Source organism: Clostridium sp. LS3 (assembly GCF_055330225.1).
Genome location: NZ_CM143921.1, coordinates 2,833,097 through 2,856,743, shown reverse-complemented (window position 1 = coordinate 2,856,743; position 23,647 = coordinate 2,833,097). Strand labels below are relative to the sequence as shown.

The 23,647-nt window shown below is 30.0% G+C and carries 26 protein-coding genes; 23 read left to right on the top strand and 3 right to left on the bottom strand.

Translation table 11 applies throughout. From position 1 onward, the window contains the following. Positions 1-12: 12 nt before the first annotated feature. Positions 13-1,449 carry a 6-phospho-beta-glucosidase gene (locus ACZJV1_RS13380; RefSeq protein WP_463650445.1) on the top strand — a complete coding sequence of 479 codons (1,437 nt, stop codon included), beginning with the start codon at positions 13-15 and terminating at the stop codon, positions 1,447-1,449. 197 nt (positions 1,450-1,646) lie between these two features. Further along, on the top strand, positions 1,647-2,498 hold the full coding sequence (locus tag ACZJV1_RS13375; protein WP_463650444.1) for an AraC family transcriptional regulator: 852 nt from the start codon (positions 1,647-1,649) through the stop codon (positions 2,496-2,498). A gap of 118 nt (positions 2,499-2,616) precedes the next feature. Here the strand turns inward: ACZJV1_RS13375 and ACZJV1_RS13370 are convergent, their stop codons facing one another. Further along, the gene (locus ACZJV1_RS13370) at positions 2,617-3,270 is read right to left on the bottom strand and encodes a TetR/AcrR family transcriptional regulator (protein ID WP_463650443.1); all 654 of its coding nucleotides are present in this window, start codon (positions 3,268-3,270) and stop codon (positions 2,617-2,619) included. A gap of 249 nt (positions 3,271-3,519) precedes the next feature. On the opposite strand from ACZJV1_RS13370, the gene hypB reads away from it, so the two are divergent. The 10 genes from hypB (at position 3,520) to ACZJV1_RS13320 (ending at position 13,543) form a co-directional block, all read left to right on the top strand. Beyond that, positions 3,520-4,191 (top strand): hydrogenase nickel incorporation protein HypB, encoded by a 672-nt coding sequence (hypB, locus tag ACZJV1_RS13365; protein WP_463650442.1) that lies wholly within the window; start codon positions 3,520-3,522, stop codon positions 4,189-4,191. A 35-nt stretch (positions 4,192-4,226) separates the two neighbouring features. Next, the gene (locus ACZJV1_RS13360) at positions 4,227-6,917 is read left to right on the top strand and encodes an FAD-dependent oxidoreductase (protein WP_463650441.1); all 2,691 of its coding nucleotides are present in this window, start codon (positions 4,227-4,229) and stop codon (positions 6,915-6,917) included. A 106-nt stretch (positions 6,918-7,023) separates the two neighbouring features. Continuing rightward, positions 7,024-7,365: a hydrogenase maturation nickel metallochaperone HypA/HybF gene (locus ACZJV1_RS13355; protein ID WP_460288350.1), complete on the top strand. Its 342-nt coding sequence runs from the start codon at positions 7,024-7,026 to the stop codon at positions 7,363-7,365. 59 nt (positions 7,366-7,424) lie between these two features. Next, positions 7,425-8,447: an ABC transporter substrate-binding protein gene (locus ACZJV1_RS13350; protein ID WP_463650440.1), complete on the top strand. Its 1,023-nt coding sequence runs from the start codon at positions 7,425-7,427 to the stop codon at positions 8,445-8,447. Next, positions 8,447-9,529, top strand: coding sequence for a FecCD family ABC transporter permease (locus ACZJV1_RS13345; RefSeq protein WP_463650439.1), 1,083 nt, complete (start codon positions 8,447-8,449; stop codon positions 9,527-9,529). The genes ACZJV1_RS13350 and ACZJV1_RS13345 overlap by 1 nt, the downstream gene beginning before the upstream one ends. Continuing rightward, positions 9,529-10,365 (top strand): ABC transporter ATP-binding protein, encoded by an 837-nt coding sequence (locus ACZJV1_RS13340; protein WP_463650438.1) that lies wholly within the window; start codon positions 9,529-9,531, stop codon positions 10,363-10,365. Before ACZJV1_RS13345 ends, ACZJV1_RS13340 begins: the two co-directional genes overlap by 1 nt. A 401-nt stretch (positions 10,366-10,766) precedes the next feature. Continuing rightward, a complete protein-coding gene (locus ACZJV1_RS13335) occupies positions 10,767-11,255 on the top strand; it encodes a DUF2975 domain-containing protein (protein WP_460288343.1) in 489 nt (162 codons plus the stop codon). Positions 11,256-11,269: 14 nt separating this feature from the next. After that, entirely contained in the window at positions 11,270-11,494 is a 225-nt protein-coding gene (locus ACZJV1_RS13330; protein WP_463650437.1) for a helix-turn-helix domain-containing protein, read from the top strand. A 32-nt stretch (positions 11,495-11,526) separates the two neighbouring features. After that, on the top strand, positions 11,527-12,189 hold the full coding sequence (locus ACZJV1_RS13325; RefSeq protein WP_411168381.1) for an ABC transporter ATP-binding protein: 663 nt from the start codon (positions 11,527-11,529) through the stop codon (positions 12,187-12,189). Between the two features lies 1 nt (position 12,190). Next, positions 12,191-13,543, top strand: coding sequence for an ABC transporter permease (locus ACZJV1_RS13320; protein WP_463650436.1), 1,353 nt, complete (start codon positions 12,191-12,193; stop codon positions 13,541-13,543). Positions 13,544-13,676: 133 nt separating this feature from the next. On the opposite strand, the gene ACZJV1_RS13315 is transcribed toward ACZJV1_RS13320, so the two are convergent. After that, entirely contained in the window at positions 13,677-14,324 is a 648-nt protein-coding gene (locus ACZJV1_RS13315) for a pentapeptide repeat-containing protein (protein ID WP_463650435.1), read from the bottom strand. A gap of 262 nt (positions 14,325-14,586) precedes the next feature. On the opposite strand from ACZJV1_RS13315, the gene ACZJV1_RS13310 reads away from it, so the two are divergent. The 10 genes from ACZJV1_RS13310 to ACZJV1_RS13265 all read left to right on the top strand — a co-directional run bounded on the left by ACZJV1_RS13310 (position 14,587) and on the right by ACZJV1_RS13265 (position 21,912). Then, complete coding sequence (locus tag ACZJV1_RS13310; RefSeq protein WP_463650434.1) at positions 14,587-15,759, top strand: NAD(P)-dependent malic enzyme; 1,173 nt, start codon at positions 14,587-14,589, stop codon at positions 15,757-15,759. 67 nt (positions 15,760-15,826) lie between these two features. Beyond that, the gene (locus ACZJV1_RS13305; RefSeq protein WP_460288337.1) at positions 15,827-16,798 is read left to right on the top strand and encodes a 2-keto-3-deoxygluconate permease; all 972 of its coding nucleotides are present in this window, start codon (positions 15,827-15,829) and stop codon (positions 16,796-16,798) included. Between the two features lie 258 nt (positions 16,799-17,056). After that, a complete protein-coding gene (locus ACZJV1_RS13300) occupies positions 17,057-18,664 on the top strand; it encodes an ATP-binding protein (protein ID WP_460288336.1) in 1,608 nt (535 codons plus the stop codon). Further along, positions 18,657-19,331: a response regulator gene (locus ACZJV1_RS13295; RefSeq protein WP_411168375.1), complete on the top strand. Its 675-nt coding sequence runs from the start codon at positions 18,657-18,659 to the stop codon at positions 19,329-19,331. The genes ACZJV1_RS13300 and ACZJV1_RS13295 overlap by 8 nt, the downstream gene beginning before the upstream one ends. Before the next feature lie 78 nt (positions 19,332-19,409). Further along, the gene (locus tag ACZJV1_RS13290; protein ID WP_463650433.1) at positions 19,410-19,844 is read left to right on the top strand and encodes a PH domain-containing protein; all 435 of its coding nucleotides are present in this window, start codon (positions 19,410-19,412) and stop codon (positions 19,842-19,844) included. A 442-nt stretch (positions 19,845-20,286) separates the two neighbouring features. Further along, positions 20,287-20,466: a helix-turn-helix transcriptional regulator gene (locus ACZJV1_RS13285; RefSeq protein ID WP_463650432.1), complete on the top strand. Its 180-nt coding sequence runs from the start codon at positions 20,287-20,289 to the stop codon at positions 20,464-20,466. Between the two features lie 81 nt (positions 20,467-20,547). Further along, complete coding sequence (locus ACZJV1_RS13280; protein ID WP_463652180.1) at positions 20,548-20,703, top strand: hypothetical protein; 156 nt, start codon at positions 20,548-20,550, stop codon at positions 20,701-20,703. Further along, on the top strand, positions 20,642-20,995 hold the full coding sequence (locus ACZJV1_RS13275) for a WYL domain-containing protein (RefSeq protein ID WP_463650431.1): 354 nt from the start codon (positions 20,642-20,644) through the stop codon (positions 20,993-20,995). The genes ACZJV1_RS13280 and ACZJV1_RS13275 overlap by 62 nt, the downstream gene beginning before the upstream one ends. 86 nt (positions 20,996-21,081) lie before the next feature. Further along, the gene (locus ACZJV1_RS13270; protein ID WP_463652164.1) at positions 21,082-21,192 is read left to right on the top strand and encodes a WCX domain-containing protein; all 111 of its coding nucleotides are present in this window, start codon (positions 21,082-21,084) and stop codon (positions 21,190-21,192) included. Positions 21,193-21,582: 390 nt separating this feature from the next. Beyond that, positions 21,583-21,912: a hypothetical protein gene (locus tag ACZJV1_RS13265; protein ID WP_463650430.1), complete on the top strand. Its 330-nt coding sequence runs from the start codon at positions 21,583-21,585 to the stop codon at positions 21,910-21,912. A 329-nt stretch (positions 21,913-22,241) separates the two neighbouring features. Here ACZJV1_RS13265 and ACZJV1_RS13260 read toward each other — a convergent pair whose 3' ends face one another. Next, positions 22,242-22,949 carry a nucleoside phosphorylase gene (locus ACZJV1_RS13260; protein WP_463650429.1) on the bottom strand — a complete coding sequence of 236 codons (708 nt, stop codon included), beginning with the start codon at positions 22,947-22,949 and terminating at the stop codon, positions 22,242-22,244. A 181-nt stretch (positions 22,950-23,130) separates the two neighbouring features. Between ACZJV1_RS13260 and ACZJV1_RS13255 the strand changes: the two genes are divergently transcribed. Then, the gene (locus ACZJV1_RS13255) at positions 23,131-23,355 is read left to right on the top strand and encodes a hypothetical protein (RefSeq protein ID WP_463650428.1); all 225 of its coding nucleotides are present in this window, start codon (positions 23,131-23,133) and stop codon (positions 23,353-23,355) included. Positions 23,356-23,647 lie beyond the last annotated feature (292 nt).

Genomic DNA, 23,647 nt, shown 5'->3' with positions numbered 1-23,647 from the left:
TAGGTTAGTTAAATGAATAATGAAAGATTTCCAAAAGACTTTTTATGGGGCGGAGCTACTGCTGCTAACCAATGTGAAGGTGGATATAATGAAGGTGGCAGAGGATTAGCAAATGTTGATGTAATTCCTTATGGAGAAGATCGCTTCCCTGTAATGAATGGAACTATGAAGATGTTAGAATTTGATGATAAATATTATTATCCTGCTAAAGATGGAATTGATATGTACCATAGATTTAAAGAAGATATTGCCTTATTTTCAGAAATGGGATTTAAAGTTTATCGTATGAGTATTGGATGGAGTCGTATCTTTCCAAATGGGGATGAGGAAGAACCAAATGAGGAAGGATTAAAATTCTATGAAGATATATTTAAAGAATGTAAAAAATATGGAATAAGTCCTTTAGTAACAATTACCCATTTCGATTGTCCAATTCACTTAATAAAGAAATATGGTGGATGGAAAAATAGAAAGCTTATAGGTTTTTATGAAAACTTATGTAACGTATTATTTAGACGTTATAAGGGATTAGTAAACCATTGGATAACTTTTAATGAAATTAATATGATTTTACATTTACCATTTATGGGAGCAGGATTATTAAAAGAAGAGGGAGAAAACTTTGAAAAGGTTCAATACCAAGCTATTCATCATGAGCTTGTTGCTAGTGCTATTGCAACTAAGATTGCACATGAAGTTGATCCAAATAATAAGGTTGGATGTATGATTGCAGCTGGAAGTACTTATCCAAACACAAGCAATCCTAAGGATTTTTGGAAGGCTTATAGAGGTGATAGAGAAGGATATTTCTTTATAGATGTGCAAGCAAGAGGTTATTATCCTAATTATGCTTTAAAAGAAATGGAATCCAAAGGAATTATGCCTAAGATGGAAGAGGAGGATAAAGAACTACTAAAAAAACATACTGTAGATTTTATATCTTTATCTTATTACAATAGTCAATTAACAAGTGCAGATCCAGAAATAAATAAATTAACACAAGGGAATGTATTTCCTACATTAAGAAATCCTTATTTAGATGCAAGTGAATGGGGATGGCAAATAGATCCATTAGGTTTCCGTATTACATTAAATAGTTTATTTGATCGTTATCAAAAACCATTATTTATTGCAGAAAATGGACTTGGAGCAATAGATGTTATAGACGAAAATGGAAATATAAATGATGATTACCGTATAGACTACTTAAGAGAGCATATAAAAGCTATGAGAGATGCTATTGAAATAGATGGTGTTGACGTCTTTGGTTATACTACTTGGGGATGTATTGACTTAGTCAGTGCATCTACAGGAGAAATGAAGAAACGTTATGGTTTTATATATGTAGATAAAGATAATGAAGGAAATGGCACCTTCAAAAGATACAAGAAAAAATCTTTCTACTGGTATAAGAAGGTTATAGAAACTAATGGGGAAGATTTATATTAATAAAAATTAATATTATATCTTAAGGTAGTAAGCATAGGTTGTGTTTACTACCTTCTTCTATATATAATATTTATATTGCTTGGGAAATAGAAATAAAGATTAAATTGATATATAGTTAATCTCTCATATTTGTGCAGAGAATGAGAGGTTATTAAATTTGTATATTGCTATACTTTTATTGTAAGGAGATGGAGTTTATGGAATGGTTAGATCAATTAAATGAGGCATTAAATTATATTGAAAGTAATTTAGATGGAGAAATTGATTATACAAAAGCAGCAAAGCTAGCATGTTGTAGTGTATATCATTTTCAAAGAATGTTTTCTTATATAGCAGGTAGACCATTAGCTGAATATATAAGGAACAGGAGATTAACAAAGGCTGCTATTGATTTGCAAAGTGGTGATAAGGTAATTGATGTAGCAATGCGTTATGGATATGAATCTCCAACTGCTTTTAATAGAGCTTTTCAAAAGTTACACAATGTAACTCCTTCAAGTGCACAAAAGGAAGGAACATTCCTAAAATCATATTCTCCTATAAGTTTTAAAATAACAATAAAAGGAGTAGAGGAAATGAATTATAGTATAGTTAAGAAAGATGAATTTAGAGTTGTTGGCGTTAAGGTATTAATTAAAAAGAATATTAAAGAGAATTTTGAGTATGTACCAAAGTTTTGGGCAGAGATAGAGAAGAGTGGAAGACTTAATGATGTAATAGCTTTAATGGATGAAAAATCTAATGGAGTTTTAGGGTTAAGTTTAGCAATGGATGAATTAGAAAACTGGGAATACTATATTGCTACTAAAACTAATAAAGAAGTACCAGAAGGTATGCATGAATATATGATACCAGCATGCACTTGGGCTATTTTCCCTGGAGGAGGGGTTATGCCAGCTGCAATTCAAGAAGTTCAAATGAGAGCATTTACTGAGTGGCTACCAACTTCAGGATATGAGTATGCAGATGCACCAGATATCGAAGTTTATTTAAATGCAGATCCTTCAAATTCAAAGTTTGAGGTATGGATACCAATAAGAAAGAAATAATATAGAAACTATATCTAGTTAATCTAACAAAAAGGATGTCACGAAACGCGACATCCTTTTTATATGCTTTTAAAACTAGTAAAATAAACACTTTCAGAAATTTTTTAGATTTAATAGGCTACTTTTTATAATTAGCAAGTATTAAGTTTAAGTCAAAAGTTATATTAGTTTTTAGGTCATAACTTCCTTGATGAAGACACCAATCAAAAATAACACCCCTTGATGTTCTTAAAAGAGTTTTAGTTAAATCATCAGAAGAGATATTAGATTTTAGCTCACCAGATTCTATAGCTGATTCTATAGCAGATTTAATTTCAACTGTAAGAAAACGATCTGATTTTAAAGTATATTTACTATCTATAGAAAGAATATTCTTGTAAACATCAGATACAAATAGCCATCCTAGATCTTGGAGTAAAGAAAGTCCCTCACTAAACAAGTACATCATTTTTTCTATATTTGAATTAAAGGTTTGTGACTCAAATCGTTCTTTTAATAACAAATCTATTTGCTCATAGCCTGTATTAACTATTTCATTTTTAGATTTAAAATGATGGTAGAAGGCACCGGTTGAAATTTCAGATGCATCACAAATTTCTTGAATCTTTACATTTTCAAAGCCTTTTTCTTTAAAAAGATTCGTTGCTATCTGTGTAATTCTAAGTTTTGTGGCAATAGCCTGTTTTTGTCTATCTGTTAATTTTTTCATAATAATTCCTCGTGCAATTAATTTTAAAACATAATGATTTTGAATTTTGTTAAAGTATATCACAAAAGGAATATCAAAACAATTTATGAATATGTTTACAATAAGAAGAAAGTATGTTATATTATTAACATAATCAGATTCGGTGAATTTAATTATGTTAATTATGTTAAGGAAAATTGGTCAATAATATTATGTTTTTATAATGTACTTTTATTGTATGAAATACTTTTTTTATCATTTAAGTTAAAAAGGGGAAAGTTAAATGTAAAAAAAGAAAAAATAAAATTTATTATTAAATAAGGGGTGGATAATATGGAAACTTATAAAATTCTTGAGATTAAGCAAAGTGTTTTTGAAGATAATGATAGACAAGCAGATTTGCTTAGGGAAGAGTTAAAAAAAGATAAGACATTTTTATTAAATTTGATGTCATCACCAGGTTCAGGTAAAACAACAACAGTTGTAAGAACAATTAATGCCTTAAAAGATGAAATGAGAATTGGAGTTATGGAAGCTGATATTGACTCAGATGTTGATGCTAATACTGTTTCAAAAACTGGCGCAAAAGTAATTCAATTACATACAGGTGGAATGTGTCATCTAGATGCAGATATGACAAAACAAGGTTTACTAGGACTTGGAACAGAAGAAATTGATTTTGCAATATTAGAGAATGTAGGGAATTTAGTGTGTCCAGCAGAATTTGACACTGGAGCATCAAAAAATGCAATGATTTTAAGTGTGCCAGAGGGACATGATAAACCACTAAAATATCCGTTAATGTTTTCTATTGTTGATGTTGTATTAATTAATAAGATTGATGCAATGGATTATTTTGATTTTGATTTAGAGAAAGTTAAAGAGTATATTACTAAATTAAATCCAAATATAAAAATAATACAAATATCTGCGAAGACTGGAGAAGGTATTGACGAGTGGGCAGATTGGGTGCGTACTGAAGTTAAGAATTGGAATGAAAATTAGAGATATAATAAATTAAAAAATGGGGGAATATATTAATGGTAAATCAGAAGGTATTGGATCTTGCTAATCACATAAGTATGAAAAAATCTGGGTCGAAATCTGAAATTAAGCCAGATCAGCCTGAGTATAAAATTCTTGAGCCTGTTGTTACAACAGAAATGGCAGAAGTAGGACTTCATCTTGAATTTCGTAAAAAGAAGACGGCAGAAGAAGTTGCAGCTTTATGTGGAAAATCTGTAGAGGAAACAGCAAAATTACTATGGGATTTAGCAGTTGCTGGTGTTTGTTTCATTGGTGAAGTAGATGGAGTTGATAAATATTGGTATGATCTTTGGGTTCCAGGACAAATGGAAATGATAGTTAATCATCCTAATAGAGAAAGTGTTGAAAATTATAAGCAAATTGCAGAAGCTTTTGAGGCATATGGAAGAAAAAAAGCTCCTCTTACAGCAGGTGTTTTTTCAGTAGGAACAGGAACTATGCGTGTTATACCAATAGAAACAGCTATTGAAGGAGAAACTAGAAGAGCTTCATATGAAGAAATTTCTAAATATCTTAATGAAAATACTGTATTCTCTGTATCAGATTGTTCTTGTCGTACATCAAGAGAAGCTATGGGTGAAGGTTGTGGACACTTAAAAGAAGACATGTGTATTCAACTTGGACATGCGGCAGAATACTATATACGTACAGGTAGAGGTAGAGCTATTACTCGTGAAGAAGCTTTTGATATTATTAAGAGAGCTGAAGAAAATGGTTTAATGCATCAAATACCAAATGCAGATGGTCCAGGACATACTCATGCTATCTGTAATTGTTGTGGATGTTCATGTTATGCTACAAGACTTGCTGGTATGTTCAGAAACAATGATTTTGTGCGTTCAAATTATGTTTCAAAAGTAGATAAAGACAAATGTGTGGCTTGTGGAGAATGTGTTCAAGTTTGTCCAGTTAATGCATTAAAATTAGGTCAAAAATTATGTACTAAAACACCAATTCCTGAAAAGAAGAGAGTAGACTTTGCTCATAATACAGAGTGGGGTGAAGATAAATGGAATGTTGATCATCGTATAAATAGAGAAAACGTTGTTGAGACTGGTACAAGTCCTTGTAAAACATATTGTCCAGCACATATTTCTGTTCAAGGATATATAAAGCTTGCTTCTCAAGGAAGATATAAAGAAGCACTGGAGCTTATAAAAAATGAAAATCCATTCCCAGCAGTATGTGGACGTATATGCCCAAGAAAATGCGAATCTGCATGTACTAGAGGAGAAATTGATGAAGCAGTTGCTGTAGATGAAATTAAAAAGTTCATTGCTGAGCAAGATTTAAATACAGAACATCGTTATGTGCCAAAGAAAAGACATGAATATGGTAAGAAAATTGCAATCGTAGGTGGTGGACCTTCAGGTTTATCTTGTGCATATTACTTAGCTATTGATGGATACAAGGTAACTGTATTTGAAAAGCAAAAGGTACTCGGTGGTATGTTAACACTTGGAATTCCATCTTATAGATTAGAAAAAGATGTAATAAATGCAGAAATAGAAATTTTAAGAGAATTAGGTGTAGAATTCAAAACTGGTGTTGAAGTAGGAAAAGATGTAACTCTTAAAGAATTAAGAGGTCAAGACTACGAAGCGTTCTATGTTGCAATAGGTGCACAAGCAGGAAGAAACCTTGGTATAGAAGGTGAAGAGGCAGAAGGCGTTATGACTGGAGTTGATTTCTTACGTGAAGTTAACTTAGGAAATGACATTAAGCTAGATGGAGAAGTTGTTGTAATCGGTGGTGGTAATGTTGCAATTGACGTTGCAAGAACTGGTACAAGAGTTGGCGCAGCTAAAACTTCTATGTTCTGTCTTGAATCAAGAAAAGAAATGCCTGCTTTAGATGAAGAAATTGATGAAGCTTTAGCAGAAGATATTGAAATTAATAATTCTTGGGGACCAAAGAGAATTCTAACTGAAAATGGTAAGGTAGTTGGAATTGAGTTTAAGAAGTGTATTTCTGTTTTTGATGATAATAAAAGATTCAATCCAAAATTTGATGAAAATGAAGTTAAGGTTGTTAAAGCAAGTCATATTTTAATTTCAGTAGGTCAAGGAATGGACTGGGGTAACTTATTAGAAAATAGTAAAGCAGAATTAAATCCAAATAAGACAATTAAAGCAGATTCATTTACATTACAAACTGGAGAACCAGACGTATTTGCAGGTGGAGATGCCTTAACTGGACCTAGATTTGCTATAGATGCTATTGCTTTAGGTAAAGAAGCAGCAATATCAATTCATCGTTTTGTTCATCCAGGTCAAAGCTTAGTTTTAGGTCGTGATAGAAGGGAATATCATGCCTTTGATAAAGAAAACTTAAGGTTAGAGGGTTATGATAATATTAAGAGAAATAGAATAGATCATGTGGATGGAGCTAAATCAAAAGAAACATTTAGAGATTTACGTCCTACATTTACTGAAGAGCAAATGAAGAAGGAAACAGAACGTTGCCTTGGATGTGGTGCTACAACAGTGGATGAATATACATGTATAGGATGTGGAGCATGTACAACTAGATGTAAGTTTGATGCTATTAAACTTCATAGAAAATATGATGCACAAAGTGTAACTCTTAAACAACTTAAGCCAAAGGTTATTAAGAATACAATTAAGCGTAAAATTGTAATTAATGCTAGAAAAGTTAAGAAGATACTTAAAGGAAATTCTTAATTATTTATTTGATAATGTCTAAAGGAAAGATAGATTGAAAAAAGATATAGGGGGAACTTAAGGTTCCCCTTAGGTTTTTAATATAGAGAAGTAGAGGTGAGTTTAGTTGCATGAATTAGGAGTTGTCTTTGAAGTAGTTAGAACAGTTGAAAACTTTGCACAAAGAAATGCATTAACAAAAATAGATAAAATAGTTCTTCAAATTGGGGAACTTTCATCAATGATTCCAAGATATATTGAATCCTGTTACCCAGCTGCAGTGGATGGTACCATATTAGAGAATACAAAATTAGAAATTGAAATATTACCAGGCAATGTTATGTGCAAAAGGTGTAATAAAGTTTACAATCTTATTCAAAATAAGGATGCTTGTCCATATTGCAAAGAAAATCATTGGGAATTATTAAGTGGGAAAGAGTTTATGATCAAGGAAATTGTAGCTTGTTAAATAATACTTATTAATTTAATAAAATCATTTATGGAATAGAAAGCGGAGGATAACAATTTATGAATAAGAGGTCAAAAAAGCTTATAATTATGGTAACTATAGCTACGCTAGCTTTTGGTACAGTAGGGTGTTCTAATAATGAAAAAGCTAAGGTGCAAAAAACAAATACTGAGGCTCAAGCAAGTAATTTTGAAACAGTAAAATATGTATATTCAGATGGGGCTAAAGATTATGATGTAACAGTAAACTCTCCAAGACAAAAGGCAGTTACATTATCTCAATTTATGACAGAAATGTTACTGGCATTAGGACTGGAAGATAGAATGGTTGGAACGGCTCTTTTAGATAATCCTATATTGCCAGAATTTGAAGAAGCCTACAATAAAATACCAGAACTTAAAATTTCAGAAGGACATGCTGTTTCTAAGGAAGGATTTCTAGCTACAGGTGCAGACTTTGTAAGTGGATGGGATTCATCTATAAGTGAACAAAGCACAGGATCACCTAGTGACCTTATATCAAAAGATATAACTCCATTTATGGCTAAGTCTTATAGAGTAGATGCAACAGTAGAAACTGTTTATGAAGATTTTGAATTGCTTGGAAAAATATTTGGAGTACAAGATAAAGCTCAAGAAGTAATAGATAAAATGAAAAAGGATATAAAAGTTGTAACTGATAAGGTAGGAGACATAAAAGAAGAAGATAGAGTGAAAATGATGGTATGTGATTCAGGTGAAAATGATGCAATGGTAGTTGGAGCTGGTCTTGCTAACAACTTAATAGAGCTTGCAGGTGGAAACAATATATTTGGAAAGACAGCAAATAAGCCTTATATAAATGTAAGTTGGGAAAGTATAGTAGCTGAGAAGCCAGAAGTTATATTAGTAACTGATTTTATGGCAGGTAAGCCAGTACAAGAGAAAATAGATTTCCTAAAAGCTCATCCTGCTCTTAAGGATGTACCAGCTATAAAAAACAACAAAATATATGTTGTAGGATTAGCTGATCTTTCTCCAGGTGTTAGAAATCCTAAGTTAATACAGCAAGTGCACGGATATTTATTTGGAGAAGGTAATTAATGCAAGAAGCTTTAAAAGATAAAAGAAGAGTCACTAAAAAGAAAGGCCTTTTATTTTGGGTTGTGGCTTTAAGTTTAATACTGTTAGGTACAATAGTTATAGCAATAGCTATAGGTAGCACATATATAGAACCAGGAGAAGTATATAAGGTACTACTTTGTAAATTAACAGATGGAGCAATTTATAGTGATGTAGGAAATGTAATGACACAAAATATTATATGGGAAATAAGATTACCTAGAGTGATATTGGGAGCTATATGTGGAGCAGGCCTTGCACTTTGTGGAGTGCTTATGCAATGTGTTACTAAAAATCCAATAGCAGAACCATACATATTAGGTATATCATCAGGGGCATCTTGTGGTGCTGTTGCAGTTATAGTTTTAGGTGGCATATCATCACTTGGGATAAATAGTATTGGGGTAGGGGCTTTTATAGGTTCCTTAATTTCAGGAATATTAGTTTTTGCAATAGGAACTCAAATGGGAAGAACAACATCTACAACAAGGCTAGTATTATCAGGTATGGCAATATCAACAATATTTTCATCACTTACTAACTTACTTATATATTCAGCAGAAAATTCAAATCAAGCAAAGAGTGCTCTTTTTTGGACTATTGGTAGTTTAGGAGGAGCTAAGTGGGACGTTTTATTATTTCCATTTATTATATTAGTTGTAGTTATTATAGCATCATTAATAATGTCTAAATCACTAGATATATTACTTCTAGGTGATGATAGTGCAATAATACTTGGAATAAATATAAAGATTATAAAATCTATAATTTTAATACTATCTACATTACTTACATCAGCATTAGTTGCTATAACAGGAGCAATAGGATTTATAGGACTTGTAGTTCCTCATATATGTAGAACTATAGTAGGAAGTGACCACAAAAAACTTATAGCACTTTCAACACTTATAGGTGCAATATTTTTAATAGCATCAGATGTTGTAGCTAGAGGACTTTTTCCACCAATAGAAATACCTATAGGAATAATAACCTCATTAGTTGGAGGACCATTCTTTTTATATTTAATTTCTAAGAAGAACTATTCATTTGGAGGAAAAGAGTAATGTTTAAAGTTCAAGTTAAAGATTTAAGATTCACCATAGATAAAAAAGAAATATTAAAAGACATATCTTTCGAAGTTCAAAAGGGTTCATTTGTAGGAATTATAGGACCTAATGGTTCAGGAAAATCTACATTACTTAAAAACATATATAGACTTTATAAACCATCAAGTGGAAGCATATTACTAGATAATAAAGAATTATCTAAAATGAAAGATAAAGATTGTGCAAAAGAGATTGCAGTTTTAGCTCAAGAAAGTAATACTCATTTTGATTTTACTGTAAAGCAAATAGTAAAAATGGGAAGATATCCATATAAGTCAGTTTTTGAGGATTACTCTAAAGATGATTTAAAAATGGTTAAGGAAATGCTCAAAAAGGTAGGCTTAGAGAGCTATAGTGACAGGAATTTTTCTGAACTTTCAGGGGGAGAAAAGCAGAGAACTTTAATAGCTAGAGCTTTAGTTCAAAATACGGATTTTTTAGTGTTAGATGAACCAACAAATCATTTAGATATAGGATACCAAATACAACTTATGGATTTAGTTAAGAGGCTTAATATAACTACATTAGCAGCAATACATGATATGAATCTAGCAGCTATGTATTGTGATTATTTAATTGTAATGAAAGATGGAAAAATAAAAGAAGTTGGAACAGTAGAAGAAATAATAAATTCAGAAATGTTAAAAGATGTATTTGGTGTAAATGCATATGTTGGAGTTAATCCTATAAATAAAAAATTACAAGTATCATTTATGCATACACATGAGCATATTAAAGGAATAGGAACAGATCATGTCCATGAAGATGGATTTACAGGAGTGCATACTCATTAAAAAGTACAAATGAGTTATAGCATTGAAATAAGTATACAGCTATTATAGCATTCGTAGTATTACCAATTATATTACATATAATAGTTTGGAGAGTTTCAGATTATAAATAAAAGGAAGAATTAAGACAAAGGTCTATAAGATTAGTATTAAATTATTAATCTTATAGACTTTTTATTTTACGTCTAGGAGTGCTTTAGGGAATACTTTTAGATTTATTTTTTATATTTAATAAATTATAGAATATTTTTTGAAATCAGCATATAAGATATGATTCTTATTAAAATCAGAGAAATTACCTGAATGATTATTAAAAAAATATCTTTTTAGGGAAAAAAATTATTGACAAACGATAAATATTTATCTTAATATAATTATATAAACTTAAAGGAGAGGTTAGTGAAATGAAAAAAAACTTAAACTACAAAATTTTAAATTTTCTTGTACTTCTAGGAATATGTATTACATTATTAATGCTTTTAGGAACTCCACTTATTACAACTGCACTTTTAAAAAGTGAATATTCTTTATTGGATAAAAACTTAGTGATAAAAATATCCACATGTATTTATCTATGTGCTGTTCCATATGTTATAGCATTATTTAATTTAAAGAAAATCTGTAAGTTAGTTGCAAAAAATAATGCCTTTTCACTTAACATTGTTAACTCTTTAAAAATAATTTCCTTTTGTTCATTTAGTGAAATAATTATTTTTATCATGAGTACAACATACTTAAAGTACTCAACTGATTTTTTTAGAAATGCTCTTTTACTAGGTCCTATTTTTATAGTTATTTTCATCGGAACAACTATAGGATTTTTATTCTTAGTACTATCACAATTATTTAAGATTTTTATAGAGATTAAGGATGAAAATGATAAAACAATATAGAAAGGGGTGTTTCCATGCCTATTATAGCAAATCTAGATGTGATGATGGCAAAAAGAAAAATTAGCTCTACAGAGCTTTCAGAAAAGCTTGGTATAACCATGGCTAATGTTTCGATTTTAAAAAATAATAAAGCAAAAGCTATTCGTTTTTCTACATTAAAATCATTATGTAAAACTTTAGATTGTCAACCAGGAGATATCTTAGAATATTTAGATGAAGGTGATGATGGATTAAAATAAAAAATATAATTAAGAATAAGGAGAGAAAAAACATGATAAATATTAAAAATATAAGTAAGACTTATAATATTGGTAGTGAGAAACTTACTGTGTTAGATGATGTAAGTTTAAAAATAGAAAAAGGTGAGTTTGTTGCTATAGTTGGACCATCGGGTTCTGGTAAATCTACATTAATGAATATGATAGGAGGATTAGATAGACCTTCAAGGGGAGAGGTAATTATCGAAGGTGAGGATATTAGTAAATTTAAAGATAAGAAAATGTCTAAATTTAGAAATGAAAAAATTGGATTCGTATTTCAATCCTTTAATTTAGAGCCTACCCTTACAGCAGTAGAAAATGTTATGATGCCGCTAATGATAGCAGGAGTATCTGATAAAGAAATGAATGATAAAGCTAAATCAGTGCTTGAAGCTTTGGGGATGGGAGATAGAATGAAGCATAAACCTACAGAACTTTCAGGTGGGCAAAGACAGAGAGTGAGCATAGCTAGAGCTTTGGTAAATGATCCCAAAATAATTTTAGCGGACGAGCCAACTGGAAATTTAGACTCTAAATCAGGATCAGCGGCTATGGAAATGCTTACTAATTTTAAAAAGAAAGGATATACCATTGTTATGGTAACACATAACATGGAAGAAGCAAGGTATGCGGATAGAGTTATAAAAATTAAGGATGGTAAGGTGGAGGTTTAATATGAAACTGAAAAATAGTATAAAAACAGCATTTAGAAATCTAAGTAGAAGAAAAATGAGAACTTTTCTTACATCTTTTGCAGTTTCCATAGGAGCTATGTTAATAATACTCATGGTAAGTCTCGGAGTAGGAGTACAAAAGATTATAGAAGATAATTTGAAAGCTAATGCATCTGCTAATGTTATTAATGTAATCCCTTATAAGACAGAAGTAGATGGTATAAATTTGGAAATTAATAAAGAAGGGGAAAATTCTTCTGAAGAATCAAAATCAAAGACTAAGAAGATTCTAGACAAGAATGCTTTGGACAAAATTAAAGAAATTAAAGAGGTTAAAGATATAAGTGTTTATACATATATACCATCTATTGAGAAAAAGCTTATGGATAAGGAGATAAAGGATACAGCTATTTTGGCATATGATTTAAATTACCCGATATTTACTGAGAATAACATAGAAACTGTAAAAATTAAAGAAAAGAAAGAAGATTTAGAACCAATTATTTACGGTAGAATGCTTAAAAAGGAAGATAAAAATTCAATATTAGTAGGAAAAAAACTTTTAGATAAATTAGATATTAATGATGCTCAATCTGTTGTTGGAAAGGAAATCACTTTAACAGCCAAGTTAGCAGATATGCCTGGGATACCAAAGATGGATCCTTTAGTTAAGAACTTTAAGGTTGTAGGCATAATAGGAGAAAATTTTCCGAATAGTGATAAATTAATAGTTTCTATCGATGATGCAAAAGATTTACTTGGTTACCAAAGTTTAAATCAAAACTATTATGAAGAAAATGGAGCAGACAAAGTAGAAGTTACAGTAAAAAATATATCTGATGTTTCATCAGTTTCAGATGAGATTACTAAAATGGGTTATGGAACTACAAGTATACAATCAATGATTAAAGATGTTAAATCTACTTTCACTGTAGTTAACGCTGTGTTAGCAGTGATAGGTATAATAATAGTATTCGTTGCTTCTATAGGTGTAATTAATACTATGACTATGGCTATATATGAAAGAACAAGATCTATTGGAATAATGAAAGCCTTAGGATGTTCTAGGGGGGATATAAGGAGGTTGTTCATTGTAGAATCAGCTGCTATTGGATTTATAGGCGGATTAATAGGTGTAGTTTTTAGTTTAATAAATACTCAAATTATTAAAGTATTCTTAGATGGTTTCTTGAAATCAAAGGGAATTAATGACGTTCCTAATATTTTCTCTACTCCTATTTGGTTAGTTGTTGGGACTATAGGTTTTGCTATATTAATTTCAATTATTGCGGGCTTGTATCCAGCTAATAAAGCTTCAAAGCTTGATCCTGTGGAGTCATTACGATATGAATAAGGTTAATATCATTAAAATGAAGTAATAAAATAAAAAGAGTTTAACTAATCCAGTGAGATAACAATAAAATGTGCACAGCTCACTGGATTATTTACTTTTTAAAAGAAATACTATTATGTAAAATTTGTTAATACTAAGATATTGGTATATTTTGAATAAATTTTATTATATAACTTAGTGTATAAAAATCTCTATCTAATTCACTAGCAATAAAATTTAATCCTTTAATTAATATTTCTTCATCAAAGTTTTCTAAAAGAATCATAATATTTAAGTAATTAAGACCGCCGTCTTTTGTATCCAGAACCCTTGAAGCTTTTATATATTTATTACTGAATGTATTAAAAGCTGCATTCTTAAGTTCTTCACTTATTTCTATTTGAGGCATTTCATCAAAAATTCTTATTTCTGGATTTTTAGTGTCTAGATTTTTAGCTTTGCTCATGTCACTTGATACAAATATTGTGTTTATGAATTTTGCATCTTTAAAATCAACATCTTCTAGCTTTACAGAGTCAAATATAGCATTTTCAAAGATTGCATTTTTAAAATTACTCTTTTTGAAATTAGTTCCTATAAACTCAGACCATTTAAAGCTACATTTAAAAAAGCTAGATGACTTAAAATGTGCACCTCTAAAATTTACATAATCAAAATTTGAACCTGAAAAATTACAATTATAGCAATTACTTCTTTCGAGATTTTTGTACATAAAGTTCTTGTCTTTCTTCTCTATGTTATTATAATTGAAATTTCCTTTAACGCTTTGGTTTTTAGCCATTGTTACCTCCATCTTAATATCTTGAATTTTATTTTGTACCTGTTTAGTCTAGTTAATATTACCATACTGTTAGGATTATTACTAATTAAATGAATTTAATAACAATATTTATATGTTGTTAAAAACATAACAAAATATTCTTTATGACCATAATATGTTTTTAAAGTTTAAAATATTTTAATAATAAAAAAGTGATGTTATTATTTACTCATGGAAAACGAATACAAAAAATAATATGAAATTTGAAGGGTAGGTATAAAATATGAATTATTTTGAAGAAAGTTTAAAATTACATGAAAACAATATAGGAAAAATAGAAATAAAATCAAAGATTAAAGTTGAAACAAGAGATGATTTAAGTTTAGCTTATACTCCAGGAGTTGCAGAACCATGTAGAAAAATTCATGAGAATGAAGAAAACGTTTATAAGTATACTTCAAAAGGAAATCTAGTTGCAGTAGTGACAGATGGAACAGCAGTATTAGGATTAGGAGATATCGGACCTAAGGCTGGATTACCAGTTATGGAAGGTAAAGCAATATTATTTAAAGAATTCGCAGGGGTTGATGCATTCCCAATATGTCTAGATACAAAGGATGTTGATGAAATTGTAAAAGCTGTAAAGTTAATAGCACCAGGCTTCGGAGGAATCAATCTAGAAGACATTGGAGCTCCAAGATGCTTTGAAGTTGAAGAAAAATTAAAGAAAGAACTTGATATACCTGTATTCCACGATGATCAACATGGAACTGCAATAGTTGTTCTTGCAGGAATGATAAATGCATTAAAAGTTGTTAATAAAAAAATAGAAGACGTAAAGGTTGTTATAAATGGTGCAGGAGCAGCAGGAACTGCTATAGCTAAACTATTACTTTCTTCAGGAGTAAAGAATCTAATTGCATGTGATAGAATTGGCACTCTTTACAAAGGAATAGAAAATGTAGATGATGCTAAGAAGGAACTTGCAAAGATAACTAATCCAGAGAATATTCAAGGAACTTTAGCTGATGCATTAGTAGGTGCAGACGTATTTATAGGAGTTTCAGCACCAGGAGTAGTAACTCAAGACATGGTAAGATCAATGAATAAGGATTCTATATTATTTGCAATGGCAAACCCAACACCTGAAATAATGCCAGATGAAGCAAAAGCAGCAGGAGCTAGAGTAATTGGAACAGGAAGATCAGACTTCCCTAACCAAGTTAACAATGTACTTGCATTCCCAGGAATATTCAGAGGAGCATTAGATGTTAGGGCAAAAGAAATAAATGAAGAAATGAAAATTGCAGCAGCATATGCTATAGCTTCTATTATAAAAGATGAAGATTTAAATGAAGAAAATGTAATTCCATATGCATTAGACAAAACTGTTGCAGCTAATGTAGCTGAAGCAATAAAAGAAGCAGCAAGAAAAAGTGGAGTAGCAAGAGTATAAAAATTTAGAATAATGAACCGCTTGTAGAAATTCTACAAGCGGATAAAAGATAAATGGAGGGGTAAAAATGCAAATTCCAATTAAAAAAACACTTGATAAAATTCCAGGCGGTATGATGGTAGTCCCACTTTTTTTAGGGGTATTAGTTAATACATTTTTTCCACAATTTTTCGAGATTGGTGGTTTCACAACGGCATTATTCGGACCAAAGGCATCAACAACAATTTTGGCTTGTTTTATGTTCTTAATTGGTTCACAAATTAATTTCAAATTAGCACCAAAGGCAATAAAAAAAGGTGCAATATTAATATCAGGAAAATTTATAGTAGGTGCAGGTATTGGTATATTTGTAGGAAAAGTTTTTGGACCTGCAGGAGTATTAGGTTTATCACCATTAGCTATCCTTGCGGCATTAACAAATTGTAATGGTGGATTATATGCATCTCTTGCTTCACAGTATGGTGATGAAACAGATGTAGGAGCTTATGCTTTATTATCTTTAAAAGATGGCCCATTTTTCACATTAGTTGCATTAGGTGCATCAGGACTTGCTCAAGTTCCTTTTAAGGCACTTGTAGCAGTAATGATTCCAATAGTAGTAGGTATGATTTTAGGAAATATTGATCCTGATATGAGAAAATTCCTTGGAAGCAGTAAAATGTTATTAATTCCATTCTTCTCTTTCCCATTAGGTGCAGGAATGGATCTTAAAACTATTGTAGAAGCAGGAGGTCCTGGTATATTATTAGGAGTAATAGCTTCTTTAACAGGAATAGGAGCTTACGTATTATTGAAACTATTTAAAGAAGAACCTATAATTGGACTTGCAACAGGGTCAACAGCAGGAAATGCTGTAGCGACACCAGCTGCTGTTGCAGCTGCAGATCCAAGTATGGCTGTTGTGGCAACATTGGCAACTGCACAGGTTGCAGCAGCATGCGTGATTTCAGCAATCCTTTGTCCACTGATTGTAACTTATGCATTCAAACTACTCCAAAAAAATAAAATGAAAAAAATGAAGAATGAAGCAGTTGCATAAAAAATATTGATTAGATACTAAATTAAACACGGAAAAAGTAGGAGACAATTATGAATGAAGTACTATATAATGAGATTAGGATAGTCTCTTATATTAATTCTTCTAGGTTTACATAAGGTCTTCTACTATTCTGTGTTTTTTAGTTTCAAAATATAAATATAAAAACTTCAAAAGTTTATACATTTAAAATAGTTATGTTATAGCATTTTAATGTATTTTAATTAATAGAAAAGATATATTAAAATTGAGGTGATGAATATGAAAAAACCAATTAAATTGCAAACAAAGCTTACATTATTAGTTAGTGCAGTAGTGTTTGTTTCTATAATTATAATCATTTCTTTTGTCGCCTCGTGGATGACTGGAAATATTGAAAATAAGGCTAGAACTAATATTATGAATGTAGCTGAGATGGTGGCGCATTCTAGAGAGATAGTAGATGCATTGGAGGATAAGGATCCAAACCGAAAGATTGGACCTTATGTTAATATGCAGCTTAAACATTTAGAGCAAATTGAGTATATAATTGTAGTAGATATGGAGGGGATTAGATATTCTCATCCAAATCCTGAAATGATAGGGAAAAGCTTTGTTGGAGGAGATGAGTATAGAGTATCTCAAAAGGGAGAAACGTATATTTCTGAGGCTACGGGAACATTGGGAAAATCCTTAAGAGCTTTTGCTCCAATATATGATGAAGAAAACAAAAAAGAGATAGGTTTTGTTTGTGTAGGTACACTAACTCACAGTGTTGAAACAGCTAAGCATACAGCTATTTTATATATAATATTAATTGCAATTGGTGGATTGACGGTAGGTATAATAGGTGCATTTTTATTAGCAAATAATATAAAGAAAATTTTGATGGGACTTGAGCCGGATGAGATAACAAAGCTTTATAATGAAAGGATGGGAATTATTGATGCTATCCATGAGGGGTTAGTAGCTGTTGATCATATTGGTATAATTACTCTTATAAATGATTCAGCTTTAAAGATATTAAATCTTAAAAATGCTGTTAATAAAGAACAGATTATAGGGCATAATGTAGAAGAAGTTATTCCTAATACCCATATGATTAATGTATTAGAGACGGGAAAACCTGAGTTTGAAGAAGAGCAGAGAATAAATAACACAATAATAATGACTAATAGAATCCCTATAATTAATAGAGGGAAGGTTGTTGGAGCTATTGCTAGCTTTAGAGATAAAACTGAGGTGACTAGAATGGCTGAAGAGCTCACAGGTGCTAAAAAAATGGCATGGTCCTTAAGAGCTCAAAATCATGAATTTATGAATAAACTTCACACAATTGCAGGACTTATACAGCTAGAAGAATATACTGAAGCTCTACAATTTATAGCAGATGTGGCGAAGGTAAGAAATAATATAAGTAATATTCTAACAGAGAAAATAAAAGATCCTTCTTTATCAGCTTTGTTACTTGCAAAATATAATAAGGCTGAGGAATGTAGAGTTAAATTAAAAATAGATGAAAATTCAAAGCTTAAAAATTTACCAGAATGTATGTCTTCTGAAGAAATTGTATCAGTTGTGGGAAATTTAATAGAGAATTCTTTAGATGAAGTTAAAAATGATGGAACTGGATTAATATATATAAAAATAGTTGAAGATAAACATTTTTTAAATATAAAAGTGAAAGATAATGGTGGAGGAATTCCATTAGAATATAGAGAAAAAATATATCAGCAAGGGTTCTCTACGAAGGAAGGACAGCGTGGACATGGTATGTATATTGTTAAAAAAATAATAGATGAAATGAAAGGTACAATAGAATTTCATGTAGATGAAGGTGTTCTTTGGAATATAGATATACCAATGGCAAGGAGTGATAAGTTTGATTGAAGTTATGATTATTGAAGATGATCCTATGGTTAGAGCAATAAATGTTAAGTTCTTAAAAAGAATAGAAGGATTTGTTTTATATAAAGCTGTTTCTAACCTTACTGATGCAAAAAAAGTTATATCAACTAAAAAACCTGATTTAATATTATTAGATGTGTACCTGCCTAAGGAAAATGGAATTGATTTATTAAAGTGGATAAGAGCACAAGAGATAGACATAGATATTATTTTAATTACTGCTGATAAATCTATTGAGAGAATACAAGAAGCTTTTAGGTATGGAGTTGTAGATTATCTAATTAAACCTTTTGACTTTGATAGATTTAAAGAGGCACTTTATCAATTTAAAGGTAGATATGATAAATTCAAAAATAATGATGAAATTGAACAGAAGGAATTAGATAAGTTGATAGCTAACTCAATTGTTTCCAAAAATGAAGAGGATTTTGCTAAGGGACTTAATAGATTCACATATAGATCTATATGGGATGAAATAGAAAAAAGTAATTATGAGGATTTGACAGCAGAATATTTAGCAGAAAAACTAGGTATAGCAAGAGTAACAGTTAGAAGATATCTTGAATATATGGAAAAAGAAAATAAAGTGGAAAAATTGGTGGAATACGGTAAGGTAGGTAGACCACAATATAAATATCACAAAATTTAAAAAAATCCATGGAATAAAATTATCATTTGATAGCTATTCCATGGATTTTTTAAGTGTCTATTTTTTGAAAAAATATTAATGTGCTTTATTGGTCTTCATAATTATGTTAATGGTAAACATGATTCTAATTTTGCCTATGCTGTTACTAACAAAAGGATCGTTATGGCACAAAAGAAGATGGTAGGAGAAATAATTCAAACTGTATCATTAAAAAATCTTAATGATATTACTATGACGACAGGTGCAATAACAGGTATTATTACTATAGATACTGTAAAAGAAACTTTTAATGTTGAAGTAAATAAAAGTGCAGCTAGAAATATTAATGATAAAATACATGAATTACTTTTAGAGGTACAAGAGTCTAAAACAAATCCAGTAGTACAACAAACAGGTTCAGGGAAAAATTATAGCTCAGCAGATGAAATTTTAAAATTCAAAGAATTATTGGATATGGGCGCTATTACAGAAGAGGAGTTTAATATTAAGAAAAAACAAATCCTTGAGATTTAATATACTTATAAAACTCTCAAAAGATTCTGTATAAAACATAGTTTATAATTAAACATAGATGGAAGTATTATATATCCCTTTGATTTTCCAGAAATGCCTTATGAAGAAAATGGATATGGGGACATCATATATTTTCTATGAATATATAGTTATAAATGTTTAATAATAGATTTTTATAAGCTATAATTACATTTATAATTAGCAAGTAATAGTAATTGAGCCCGTTAAATAGGAATTTGTAGCTTAGATATATTACATGTGCTCTCATAAGGGGAGTATAGTTTATAATTTTTTCTATAAACTCGCACCATATAACATAAGGCAGAGAAAAAATTATAAAAAATGCCTAAATAGAGTTTTTTATACAAATATAAAGTATTTATGATATATAAATATAGATTGCTTTTAGTTTAACTAAATAATTGATAGAAGGTGTGCTACTATGGAAATTGATAGATTATTAGGAATATTAAATATACTAGTTAATACAGACAGAATTACAATAAAAGAGCTGGCAGAAAGATTTGAAGTTTCTAAGCGTACAGTTTTTCGTGACTTGGATACATTAAATGAATCAGGAATTCCTATAATTACATATTCGGGTATTGGTGGCGGAGTATAAGTTGTTGAAGGATACAAATATAAAAAAAGTATTTTTTCTAATAATGATATAAAAAATATTTTTACTGCACTTTCTGGGTTGATGAGCATTAATAGAAATAATGATCTAATAAATCTAATGGCAAAAATAATACCAAAAGAAACAAAAACTATATTTTCAGAAAGTGACTATTTAATTGATTTATCATCATGCTTTCAAGGATATCATTACACAGGAAAAAACTACTGGTTTGCATGAAGCGATAGAATATCATAAGTGTATTTGCCTTGAATATATTTCTAGAAGCTCTAGAAAAATGAGGATTATTCATCCATATAAACTTATTTTTAAGCAGTCATATTGGTATTTATATGGTTTTTGTGAAGATAATAATGAATTTCGTTTTTTTAAGGTTAATAGAATTGTTTCATATAGAATTCTGGATAAAAATTTTAATTGCAAGTCAATTGAAAAAAATGATTTTAGAAATGATTTCGGTACTGCTTTGTTTCCTAGCAAGATTCAAAAACTTTATATAATGTTACATTAGAATATGACATAATTAATGAAATTTTTCTAACAGATAAAATTTATGCAAAATTTTTTTAGAGAAACAGCAATGAAGAAAAGGGATACATAATATTTCAAGTTAGTGATTTGGACTGGATTGCGGATTTTGTTATAAGCATGCAGGACAAAGTTAAAGTTATATCTCCACTACAATTAAAAGAAAAAGTAAAATTATGAATAAAGAAGATGAGTGAAATTTATAAAGGTGACACATAGGTGTCATCTTTTTTAATATACAATATCTTATAAATGATAAATTTGGTACAACAGAATTTTAATATAGATATTAATTAGTAGCTAATGGAGCTAGTCTTAAGTAATTATTATATTTGCTTACGGCTAGTTTTATTAGTTATTATTTTTATAGATAACTAATAAAAGAGAACAAGCGTTATAATTCTATTATTAGAATATTAGTTTCTATTGCTGGTTGAACGATATGTTATATGGTATTAGTTCAACTAGTTTTTTAGAAAGTTTATATTGAGTATAAATAAAAAACATCTTACAAATAGTACCATTTTTGTTTAGGGTGAATATCATGCTAATAGAAAGGAAGTGATTTAATTGAATTTTGACAGAGGCGAGAATTATAGCCTACAAAATTTATTCGATGAATGCAAAAGATTAATAGACTTTCATATTATTTTAGTAATGAAAGATGGTAGTTCAGTGGACGGAATCCTAGAAAATGTCGATTCTAATGGAATTATTATGTTAGTTGGTGAGGACGTAATAGATCTAGACGATATGCCTATGCCTGAGGGACAAAGGCAATTTGGTGGCGGTAGGGGAATGAGAAGACGCAGGAGATTTAGACGTAGGGGCTTTCCGTTTAATAATGTCCGTGGGGTATTCCCATTTTTCTTCCCATTTCCATTCTTTCCATTCTTTTAGATCTAAAGATAAAATTGTACATGTGATATAAATAGTTAGTTTATACTAAGTAGAATATATATTATATTGATTCCACTTTGGAGAATAAAAGTGAGCAGGCAAGATAATATATACTCTACTTTTTTATCTATATTGACTTGAAGTTAACTTTAAATATTAAAGTTTGGTATGAGGGAATATTTAAAAAATAGGCTCTGTTTTAAACCAGTGTTGATAATAGAACGTATAAAAGTGGACAAATTAATTTGTCCACTTTACTTCTTAATCCTAATAATTTAAGATTGTTCATAAATTCTAATTGATAAATTGGAATTTATCTATATGTTAAACTATATTATATTGATTAAAGTATCTAAACAAAGTTTTAGTGCATATTCAAATGAATCTCCACCCCAATTTCTTTCAGCATATTTCTCAATATCAGCTAAACTGTCAGCTGTAAACAAAATTTCTCCCCATATTACCCCTCGCATCTGTGCACAAGCAGCTAATGCAGAACATTCCATTTCAACAACTGAGCAACCTTCTTCTTTTCGATATAATACCTTTTCTTTTGTTTCTCGAAAAAATCCATCCGTAGACCAGGATATAACCTCAGTATATTTTAGACCATGTTCTTTCAATGTTTTTTCGATTGATCTTAATGCAGATTTGTTAACATCAACATAGCGTGATGGCATCATATAGTGATAAGATGTACCTTCATCTCTTAAAGCTTTTTTAGGAATAAGGAAAGTATTTTCAGGAAAATTCTCTAATGCTCCACACGAACCAGCAGAAATAATTTCCTTAACACCATAACCTATTAACCAATCTAATAACTGTGCTGCTGGTGCTGAACCCGCTGGCGCTTGACACAAACAAATATTTTCTCCTCTATAGTTAGTTACATATATAGGGTATATTTTTGTTGCTGAAATAAAATTAGATACTTGTACACATTTATGATTTTTTGCATATTTATCTATATGTTCACCGAGAAATGCAAAAACAGCCTTTCGTGGTAGATGTAAGTCAAGTTTTTCGTGATTTGGCATAATAACCGATTTATGTTCTGTATCAAACTCTAAAATTGGAATTTCGTTTTTTATAATACTCATATTTTAAATATTTCCTCCTTTAAATTCCAATTTAGGATGGGGTTGAATGTTAAAAAAGCAATCTGAATTTATATATATTAATAATAAACAGGTCATTTATAATTGGGAGATGAATATTATGAGATTATTTAATAAACTAGCAAAAGAAAGAATGAAGAACTCAGCATCCACTAAAAAGGTTGTATGCCAATGCACGGTAGTTAAGAATATGATTAATGGCGAGAGCCATGGTGATTATATTGCGAATATTAATAGGCTCAATGATTTGGAAAAACAGGAGATAATTGAGCTTTATGCAGGAGATAGTTATATTAAGGATGTAGCGTTACATTGTGAAAAATAGGAATTTATTTATAGCATTTAGGAGGAATAGAGAATGGAATCATTGAGTAAAAGTTTAAGTGAGTATGGGAAACTATTACAAGAAATCAAATTGCAAAAAGCTTATAAAGGTTTGATTAAATAGATTGCAGGATTACGAAAACACTTTAAGGAAAAGTTCCATTAATATGAAGTATCAGATTAAAATGTCGCATCATTCAGAAATGAATTTGTGATATTTTTTATTCTCAAAGCTAAATAACAAATGAGTATAGATTACACTCTATTGAGAGGTAGAAATTAAGTTTTTGTAA